Genomic DNA, 10,792 nt, shown 5'->3' on the forward strand with positions numbered 1-10,792 from the left:
ATCAGTTCGTTTTTTCTAATACTTCTTCCTTTAATGCTTCCTGAAGGATAAGCTTTACCTCTGGTTTACAAGAGCCACAACCCATTCCTGCCCCTGTTGATTCACATAAGTCCTTAAAATCTGAACATCCTGAGGTTATTTTTTTAAGGATGTTTCCTGCTCCGACATTGTTACAGCTGCATACCAGTTTACCCGATACCGGTTCTGTTTTTTTACCACTTCTAAGCAGTTGTAATCTTTTATCACTTAATTCAATTTTATTGGCTATTAGTTCCCTGAACTCAAGGAATTCGGTTTTATCTCCAATTAAGATAGTTCCAACAAGTCTGTCTTGGTGGATGATACATTTTTTATAATAGCGTTTTGCTTTATCGATAAAAACAATCTCTTCATAGTTTTGATCATCAGGGCATTCTGATAGCCCAATACTGCAAAGGTCAAATCCATGGATCTTTATTATGTTCATGAAGAGGCTGCCTTTATAATAGCTGCTGATGTCTCCGTTGTGGAATTTGGCAACTACCTCTGCTTGTTGCTCAGCAGCGGCCGTTATTCCGTATAGTGTGCCTTCAAATTCCGCAATCTCGCCTATGGCGTAAATGGAAGGGTCGTTAGTTTGTAAACGCTCGTTTACAAGTACACCACGTTTACAATCCAATCCTGTTTCTTTTGCCAGTTCAATATTGGGAGTAGTGCCAATAGCCAGTATAATTGCATCACAATTTATCCTGCGGCCGCTTTTTAGTTCGATACCTGTGAGTTTGGAACGACCATAATATAGCTGTACTTCATCATTGTAATAAATATCACAGCCCTGATCTACCATCTCCTCATGTAGCATCTGGCTTCCCAGCGGATCCAGTTGTCTGTTCAAAAATCTGGATACCCTATGAATGATGGTTATTTTTACGCCTATTTCACGTAGTGATGCGGCCATTTCCAAGCCAAGCAGGCCACCACCTACAACTACAACATGAGCGTTTCTAGGAATATGTTTTTTGAAATTATCTGCATCTGTACGACTACGCATGGTAAATATGCCAGGTAAGGAGGGCGCATTTTTGGGAAGGGTAGAGCGACTCCCGGTAGCCATAATTAATACATCATACGATGTTCTTTTGCCGGTTGAATCTATTACGTATTTCTGTTCTCTGTTTACTTTTTCTACGCTGATGCCTCTTAATAGTCTGATATTGTATTCAGGTTCTTCCTCATCATTCATTTTTACCAATTGTTCCCATTTTTGCTCTCCGCTTATGTAATCAGGGAGCATTACGCGATTGTAAAATGGAAAATTCTCTTTGCTAAAGATTGTGATCTGGTCTTCCTTGTTGATTTCCCTATAAGATTTAACAAAGCCATAAGCGCCGGCACCAGCGCCTATAATTACTATCTTTTGGAAGTCTTTTCGGAACTTCTCAATATTTACAGCACAATATTTAAAATCAGGTTCTTTAGATAAGGGGTCCAGTATGGCGCTGGTAACGTTGTTGGCTCTGTTTAAATCGCTACCCAATATTTTTCCCCAATGCATAGGAAGAAATACGACGCCTTGTTTTATGGAAGCAGATAGCTTTGCTTTAACCTGCACTTCACCTCGTCTGGATCGTACAACTATAACCTGATTATCTTCTATAGATAAGAATTCTGCATCTGCAGGATTGATTTCCATAAAAGCATCTTTAATATGCTGTTTAAGCTTGCTCACTTTGCCTGTTTTTGACATGGTGTGCCAGTGATCACGAACTCTGCCTGTGGTTAGGATAAATGGAAAATCCTCATCAGGAAGTTCGCTGTTCAATTGATCTGAGGGGCTGTGTATAATCGCTTTCTTTGAACTTGTATGAAAAGAATGATTTATGAACAGACGTTTTGTACCACTCTCGGTTCTTTTGTTGAAGGGCCATTGCAGGGTATTGCTCTTGTCGATTTGTTTATAATCGAGCCCGTGTATATTAATGCTGGTTCTATAGGTAAGTTTTGCATGTTCTTTATAGATATCCTCCATGCTGTTATATTCAAACCCATTATAGCCCATTTTTTTTGCAAAACGGCAGATGATTTCTGCATCAGGAAGTGCTTCTCCGGGTGCATCGATAACCTTATTCAGGTGACTTATCCTTCTTTCGGAATTGGTCATGGTGCCTTCTTTTTCTGTCCAGGCTGCTGCGGGTAAAATAACATCGGCATAAGCAAGCGTTTCTGCCTTATCGGTAATTTCCTGTACCACCACAAATTTTGCTCTTTTTAAAGCTTCTTCTGCAAATCGCGCATTGGGTAGACTTGTTATTGGATTTGTGCAAAGGATCCAGATTGCTTTAAGCCGACCATCGTGCAGGGCTTCAAACATTTCTGTAGCGGTAAGCCCTGTTTTGCCGGAAATTGTTGTTCCACCCCAGAATTTTTGGACTTCCTGACGATGTAGTTCATTGGATAGGTCGCGATGTGCAGGAAGAAGGTTTGCAAGTCCACCTACTTCGCGGCCACCCATCGCATTTGGTTGCCCGGTAAGTGAGAAGGGGCCCGAACCCGGCTTTCCAATGTGACCTGTAATGAGGTTCAGGTTAATTAGGCTAAGATTCTTGTTTACACCAATGGAACTTTGATTAAGGCCCATTGTCCACATCGTTAAAAAACCTTTGGCATCTCCTATATATGTTGCCGCAAGTTGTATTTCAGGTACCGTGACGCCGCAGATTTTGGCTGATTCTTCTAAAGTTCTTTCGAATACCTTCAGTTTGTAATCGGCAAAGCCTTCTGTGTGATTGTTTATGAAATCACTGTCTACATTGCCTGTTTCAATAAGTGCCCGGCCTATTGCGTGGTTTAGTGTTACATCAGTTCCGGGATTGATTTGCAGGTGAAGATCGGCAAGACCACAAGAGTCAGTCACTCTTGGGTCTGCTACAATAATTTTAACGTTTGGATTTGCGGCTTTATGGGCTTCAACTCTACGCCAAAGTATTGGATGGCACCACGCAGGATTAGCGCCGGTAACAAAAAAGCAGTCGGCAAGTTCAATGTCATCATAACACACCGGAACACTGTCTTCACCTAAAGACATTTTATAAGCGGTAACAGCACTGCTCATGCAAAGACGAGAATTGGTGTCTATATTGTTACTGCCTATAAAACCTTTAATTAATTTATTGATAACATAGTATTCTTCGGTGAGGCATTGTCCGGATGCATAAAAAGCAACAGAATCAGGGCCATATTTATCGATAAAAGTCTTAAAAACAGCTGCTGTCCGATTCAGTGCATCATCCCAGCTGACCCTTTGTAGGGGCATGTTTTTATTATACCTCATTTGAGGATAAAGCAGACGATCACTTTTGTCGTTTACTGTGTACTGGAGGTTAAGACCTTTGCTGCAAAGCATACCATGGTTTACAGGGTGATCTTTATCACCCTGTACCGTAATGGTCTTGTTTTTTTCTAAAGTAACGTTTACGCCACAGCCAACGCCACAATAGCAGCAGGTACTTTTAAAAATCTTGTTCTTATCTCCAGACATACGTGTTTTCTGTTAGTTAGAATTAAGCCTGTTGAAACTCTTGATTTACGGTTTCCGTATTTTCTGATCTTTTTAATTGAAATCGAGTGATAAATACCAGCAGACCAATAACTGCTACTCCAATCCCTATGTAGTGAAAGGCATCAGCGTAGGTGAGGTGCTCTGATTTAAAGAGGAAGCCTACCAGCATGGCGCCTATGTTCCCGCCTGCACCAACAATACCACTTACAGAACCAATTGCATCTTTATTGATAAAAGGAACAATACCGTAAGTACCGCCATTGGCCATTTTCAGAAATAATGCAAATAAAAGCATTGCTGCTATAGCTAAACCAAGAGTTTGTGATTGGGCAAATAAGCTAATCCCAATTCCTTCTAAGACTAGTAGTACCCCTAGTAGTATTCCTTTTCCTCTAAGGCCATAAGATTTTCCAACTTTATCACTAACAAAGCCACCAAGTGCCCTTGCAAAAATATTCATGCCGCCAAATATGCTTGCCATGGCGCCGGCCATAATCATTGATGCACCGAACTGATCTGTGAAAAAGGTAGCGGCCACATTATCAACTGTTATCTCTATTCCAAAGCATGCGGCATAAGCTAATGCCAATACCCAAGTTCTGTAATCTTTTAATGCAGCCGTAAAAGAGCCCTTTTGAGTTTTTTTAACTTTAATGACCTGTAGGTCTTTAAAGTTTCCGGCAGGCGTATCTTTGGTATACCTGTAGTAAACAAAAGCCATAATTAATAGAATTACGCCTGGAACTATCATAGCAACCCTCCATGAGTTGGCCTGACTTACAAAGCCAAGGCCGGCAAAACCAGCTGCAATAAGTGGCATGATCAGATTTGTAACGCCGCCACCAAGATTACCCCAGCCGCCTGTAACAGCGTTCGCTGTTCCTATTACATTTGGTGCAAACATCATTGAGGTATGGAATTGGGTGATTACAAAAGAAGCTCCTATAATTCCGATGACGAAGCGGAATAAAAGAAAGCTTTCGTAGCTGTTACTTAAGCCAATGCACATAACGGGTATTGAACCCAGAGCAAGCAGAATTGTGTAGGATAACCTTGGTCCAAGGGTATCACATAGTTTACCAATAATTAGCCTGGCAATAATTGTTGCAGAAACTGAGGCGATAATAATATTGCCGATCTGATCTTTACTTAAGTGTAGCTGTTCTCTTATCAGCGGCATAAGTGGGGCTACACCAAACCATCCAAAAAAGCAGAAAAAGAAGGTTATCCAGGTAATATGAAAGGTTTTCATTTGAATACCTTTTGTCGAAAATATATTAAGTTTTTCTAATGGTTTAAGTACTTTTTGATACATTTGATGAGTTTTATTTAATCGATGGAACTATTTTGCCCCGTCAGAAATCCGACCTTCTGATGGGGCTTTTTTATCTTTAATTTTGCAAACCGATATATACAAATCCATCTTCAACCTTAACTGGGTAGGTTTGTATGGCGCATTCATCTCCACTTAAGCATTCTCCTGTAGAAAGTGAAAATGTCTTTTTATGGAAGGGGCAGGCAATTTTAGGGTCTTCGCCTACAGAGCCAATCATGCCACGGCTAAGTGCCATCTGCCTGCGGTGAGGGCATAGGTTTTGTGTAGCGTACCATTCATTTCTGCGGGTAAAATAAAATAAGGCAATTTGTTCATCGCCGCATTTAACACATACTCCTCCGTTTTGTACTGCGTCTTCAACACGGCATGCTTCAAACCAGTTTGTTGTTGTTTCTACCATGATTCTATGTTTTGTTAGTGTATAAATAGGTTTGTTTATTTTAAATTATGCTGTTGTCCAATTCGCTGCCTTTTTCTGGCCGCGCATTTCGTCAAATTTTATACTTGGATCTTTCTCTTCAGGCGCATTCACAAAATGATTGAACCTTTTTCTTATTTCAGGGTCCTCAATCGCTGTTTTCCATTCACATTGGTAGCTGTTTACAATGTTTTGCATTTCAATTTCCCATTGTTCTGCCATTCCCAGGCTATCGTTTACAACTACATTTCTCAGGTATTCAATTCCACCCTCCATTTTGTTTAACCATGGAGCAGTTCGTGTTAATGGATCGGCAGTCCGGATATAAAACATTAAGAACCTATCGATGTATTTGATGCAGGTATCGCTGTCTACATCTGAAGCCAAAAGGAGTGCATGTTGAGGTTTGCTACCTCCATTGCCGCATACATACAGGTTCCATCCCTTTTCGGTTGCTATAATTCCAAAATCTTTACTTTGTGCTTCTGCACATTCACGAATACATCCGCTAACGGCAGATTTTAGTTTATGCGGAGCCCTTAAGCCTCTGTAACGTTCTTCTATTCTGATCGCATAACTTACACTATCGTGCAAACCAAAGCGACACCATGTGCTGCCAACACAACTTTTAACTGTTCGTAATGCTTTTCCATAAGCATGTCCGCTTTCGAAACCGGCAGCAATTAATTCTTCCCATATCAATGGCAGGTCACTTAAATGGGCCCCGAACATATCTATACGTTGTCCGCCGGTGATTTTTGTGTATAAACCATATTTTTCGGCAACCTCTCCGATAATTACAAGTTTATCCGGTTTGATTTCCCCTCCAGGAATTCTTGGAACTACGGAATAGGTTCCTCCTTTTTGAATATTTGCTAAAAACCTGTCGTTACTGTCCTGGGCGGTATCATTACCCCTTTTAAGAATCATATCATTCCAGATACTTGCCAGAAGTGATGATACCAGCGGTTTGCATATTTCGCAGCCATCGCCTTTGCCTACGTTGTCCAGTACTTGCTCGTAATTTTTAAGGTTGTGTATTTTTATAAGATCATATAACTCTTGTCTGCTCAGTTGGAAGTGTTCACATACTACATTTCTAACGTACTTGCCATTTTCTTTCATGGTGTGCAGCATCAGATCTTTCACCATTGGTATGCACCCACCGCATCCTGTACCAGCTTTAGTGCATTTTTTGATTGCATCTACCGATTCGCACCCCTCTGAAGAGACAGAATTACAAATAGTTCCTTTTGATACACCTTCGCAGCTACAAATCAATGCGTCATCCGGAAGTCCGGCTAATCCAGCATTCTCAGTTTGTGTGCTGCCACCACGCGATCCTAATATCAGATCTTCGGGGTTAGGAGGGAGTGCAATTTTGTTGTTTACGGTTTGCAGCAGCATGTTGTAAGCCTCTGCTTCGCCAATTAGTATACCTCCAAGTAAATATTTTCCATCGTTGCTGATATTGATTCGTTTATAAATCCCTTTATGGGTGTCTTCAAATAGAATACTTCTTGAGTCTGGTTCTGTTGTAAATGGATCTCCGAAACTGGCTACATCTACCCCAATAAGTTTGAGCTTGGTGCTCATATCGAATCCGTTGAATGTTTTGTTACCGTCGCACAGATTAGCTGCTACCACTTCGGCCATCTCGTATCCCGGAGCAATCAATCCGTAGATGTTGTGGTTAAATAAAGCACATTCTCCAATTGCAAAAACAGATGGGTCACTGGTCTGCATGGTTTCATTTACCAGAATTCCACCCCTGGTGCCTACTTCAATTCCGCAGAGTTTGGCTAGTTCATCTCTAGGGCGTATTCCTGCAGAAATTACAAGTATGTCGGTTTTTAATTCGCTGCCATCATTAAACTTTAGAGATTCAATACGGTTTTCGCCTTCTATGCTGCTTGTGCCTTTGTTTGTGTATATGGATAATCCTAGTGCAGCAAGTTTTGTTTGTAACATCTGACTTCCGGCACTATCTATCTGTCTGGGCATTAGCCTTGGTGCAAATTCAATTACATTTGTTTCAGCAAGATTTAAATCTATTAATGCCTTAGCGGCTTCTAAGCCCAATAAGCCTCCACCTAATACCGAGCCTGTTTTTGCATTTAAAGCATAATTTTTAATGAGCTCAAGGTCTTCGATAGTGCGATAAACGAAAACCCCTTCTTTATCAACACCAGGGATATCAGGTACAAAAGCCGATGAGCCTGTTGCCAGAACCAGATAGTCGTAATTTAAAATAAGCCCTTTGCTCGAATGTATGGTTTTGTTTTCTCTGTCAATTTCTTTTACCGGATCGCCAAGATGAAGCGTAATGTTTTGTTCATTGTACCAATTTTCATGCGATAAAGAAAGGTCTTCTGCACTCTTTCCGTTAAAGTATTCGCTTAAATGAACTCTGTCGTATGCTCTTCTTGGTTCTTCTCCAAATACAATAATTTTAAAATTATCGGATTTAGTGGCTAATTTTTCGCAAAACTTGTGTCCAACCATTCCATTTCCTATTACGATTACTGTTTTATGATTCATAATTTCGATTTTGTTGGGTTATTTATTTTGTTTAACGGATAAAAGTGGTTTGTTTGATCAAATATATAAAATAATTTATATTGTTATAATAAATATGTGATTTAAATCATGTTTATTTTAAATTATTAGTATGTTTTTGAATTATTTTATGGTTTATGTTGTTTAATTAGTCTTATTTTTTTGTTTAAATGAGTGTTTTTTATGTATTAATATTATTTATGTCGTATATTTATGCTATTAAATCATTTTATTGATATTTAATCTTGTTTTTATGGATGTTTCTTTGAAAAAAATAGATAAACCGTTGTTTTATGTCGTTGGTTCTGGTCCAGGTGACCCGGATTTATTGACGATTAGAGGTTTTAAGGTTTTAAAGACTGCAAAAGTTATCCTTTATGATAATTTGGCGTGCAAAGAGTTATTAGATATAGCTTCTGATGATTGCGAAAGAATTTATGTAGGTAAAAAGCCATATGGACTTTGCACTTCACAGGAAACCATTCATCAGCTGATAAAGCATTATGCATTTACAAGAGGAAATGTTGTTCGTTTAAAAGGAGGGGATCCTTTTATTTTTGGAAGAGGCTTTGAAGAAATCTTATTTGCGCGTGAGCACGGTATAGAATCTCATTATGTGCCGGGCATCAGCAGTATGCAGGCCAGTGGTTTAAATGATATTCCTTTAACCCATCGTGGGGTAAGTGAAAGCATCTGGATCATAACAGGTACAAAAAAAGATGGTTCTCTATCGTCTGATCTCCAGTTAGCAGCTAAAAGTAAAGCTACAGTAGTTATATATATGGGAATGAAAAAGCTGACGGAAATATCTTCATCTTATATTATGTCTGGCAGAGGTGCTGTTCCTGCAGCCATAATCCAGAATGCTTCAATGCCGCATCAAAAACAGGTAGTTTGTGAGGTTAAAGATTTATCTCAGGCGGCAATGGATTCCGGGCTTTCCCATCCGGCAATTATAATAATTGGAGATGTAGTAAAAGCCGCAGAATTCGTTGCTGCACAAGAAGCACATAAATATGCCTAGTTTTCTTTTACTTTATGAATTAATTGACGTCCTCTTACAAGTATTTTGATGCGTTGACGCTTTAAGGACAAGTTGATTCCTGCCTCCTGATTTTCCTTGAGGTGTATTTTGTATGCGGTAAGTACATCTTTATAGGTGAGTAAGCCAATTACCCTGTTTTTTTCGTTGGCAGATAATACCGGTAAAAACTCCTTGTCGCATTTGGACATTAACTCTACAGCCCTTGCAAGATTATCGTTGCTTTCTATAACGGGTATATTTTGTTCCATGATCTCGGTTATAGGGCCACTTGCATTGTGATTTTTATTATATATGCTTGAAAGCGTAATTACGCCTTTAAAGTTATCGTCCTCATCTGTTACAATAAAGTGATTTTCTAATGGCGGATTAAGGTCAAAGAATGACCTGATTTCGCTTATGCGATTTTTGGTGCTTATAACCATGCTATTTGCTCTTAGTACATTAGCCACAGTCATTTTTCGTAATACATCAGGTTCATAAGAATCTGGGGTATATATTCCTCTTCTTGCAATTTTCTCGGTCATAATTGTATTTTCCATGAAAAAGAAAGATATAAGGTATGATGCTGTACAGGCTCCGAGCAAAGGTAACAGTGCGTGAGATTGCATAGTAGCTTCCAGTGCGAAAGTTATGCTGGTTAGATAGGCTCTTGAAGCGCCAGCAAACATAGACGACATGCCCACTAAGGCAGCCATTGGAATGCTTATACCTGAATTGGGAAATAAGAGAAGTGTAACTGAACCAAGTATGGCTCCGGCAGCGCCACCAATTGTTAATAAAGGAGCGAGTGTACCTCCTGATGTTCCGCTGCCAAGAGCAATTGCCCAGGAGAGAAATTTAAAGAAACAAAGACTCAACAGTAAAGCCAATGGTATTTTTCCTGATAAAACACTGGTGATATTATCGTAACCTACGCCTAAAGTATGTGGCGCAAAAAAGCCGATTATTCCAACCGCCAGGCCGCCAATTGCAGGCCACCACATCCAGTGGATGGGTAATTTTTCAAAGGCATCTTCGATACGGTACACAATTTTGGTTAGCCCCAGTGAAACAAAACCTATTATTATACCCATAAAGCTGTAAATACCCAGCGCCATATTTGATGGCGAACTAAGTTCAGGCATAGGGAATACAGGTCCAGATTCAAATAGAAACTGGTGCGCAGCGGCACCCGTTATACAGGCCAGCGCTACAGGTAATATGGCTTTTGGTGAAAATTCAAATAGCAGAAGTTCAATGGCCAGAAAAATAGCTGCTATGGGTGTGCCAAATATTGCAGACATACCTGCGGTAGCTCCAGCAGCAAGGATGATTTTGCGTTCGTTAGGCGTAATTTTAAATAACTGTCCTAATGTAGATCCTAAAGCGCCACCGGTTGCAATTATAGGTCCTTCAGCGCCGAATGGCCCTCCGGTACCTATCGCGATAGCGGAAGAAATGGGCTTTAAAAGTGCAATTGAAGGCTTAATTTTACTTTGGTTAACCAGGATTTGTTCCATGGCCTCTGGAATGCCATGTCCTCTTATTGCTTTAGAACCATATAGTGCCATCAATCCAACCAGAATACCCCCAATTGCAGGAATAATAATTACCCATATTCCCAGATGATTGTTTGCAGGGCTGTTGAATTTTAAGTCGAAGCTTCCGTAAAATGCTATGTTGGTTACAAGATCTATAAGAGATATTAAAACTTTTGCAATTAGACTAATTGCAATAGCAACACCAATAGATAGTAAAGAAATCTGTAGTAAGCGTTTTTTCTGAAAGTAGCCCTTCTTTGTATCATTTACTGACTGGGTTAAATAATCTAAGGAGGGGGATATTGGAATCCCGTTTTTATGCAACGGTCTTTTCATTTTAGTTGATGAATTTTTTTAGTGTAAAATGTAAGTGATT

6 protein-coding genes are annotated in these 10,792 nt (G+C 39.8%); 1 reads left to right on the forward strand and 5 read right to left on the reverse strand.

Features of this window, described 5'->3' with window-relative positions; all coding sequences use genetic code 11:
• Window position 1: 1 nt before the first annotated feature.
• The 4 genes from AC6CH7_RS23820 to nirB form a co-directional block, all read right to left on the reverse strand.
• Window positions 2-3,517, reverse strand: coding sequence for a molybdopterin-dependent oxidoreductase (locus AC6CH7_RS23820; protein WP_498265084.1), 3,516 nt, complete (start codon window positions 3,515-3,517; stop codon window positions 2-4).
• A gap of 22 nt (window positions 3,518-3,539) precedes the next feature.
• Window positions 3,540-4,853, reverse strand: coding sequence for a NarK family nitrate/nitrite MFS transporter (locus AC6CH7_RS23825; RefSeq protein ID WP_498265085.1), 1,314 nt, complete (start codon window positions 4,851-4,853; stop codon window positions 3,540-3,542).
• 76 nt (window positions 4,854-4,929) lie between these two features.
• Entirely contained in the window at window positions 4,930-5,274 is a 345-nt protein-coding gene (nirD, locus tag AC6CH7_RS23830; RefSeq protein ID WP_294875146.1) for a nitrite reductase small subunit NirD, read from the reverse strand.
• A gap of 45 nt (window positions 5,275-5,319) precedes the next feature.
• Window positions 5,320-7,833, reverse strand: a complete 2,514-nt coding sequence (gene nirB, locus AC6CH7_RS23835; protein ID WP_498265086.1) for a nitrite reductase large subunit NirB — start codon at window positions 7,831-7,833, stop codon at window positions 5,320-5,322.
• A 283-nt stretch (window positions 7,834-8,116) separates the two neighbouring features.
• Between nirB and cobA the strand changes: the two genes are divergently transcribed.
• Window positions 8,117-8,875, forward strand: coding sequence for a uroporphyrinogen-III C-methyltransferase (gene cobA, locus AC6CH7_RS23840; protein WP_498265087.1), 759 nt, complete (start codon window positions 8,117-8,119; stop codon window positions 8,873-8,875).
• Here cobA and AC6CH7_RS23845 read toward each other — a convergent pair.
• A complete protein-coding gene (locus tag AC6CH7_RS23845; protein WP_498265088.1) occupies window positions 8,872-10,752 on the reverse strand; it encodes a chloride channel protein in 1,881 nt (626 codons plus the stop codon). The two genes, cobA and AC6CH7_RS23845, sit on opposite strands and share 4 nt — an antisense overlap.
• Window positions 10,753-10,792: the final 40 nt, after the last annotated feature.

It is taken from the genome of Pedobacter sp. GQ55 (assembly GCF_059758925.1).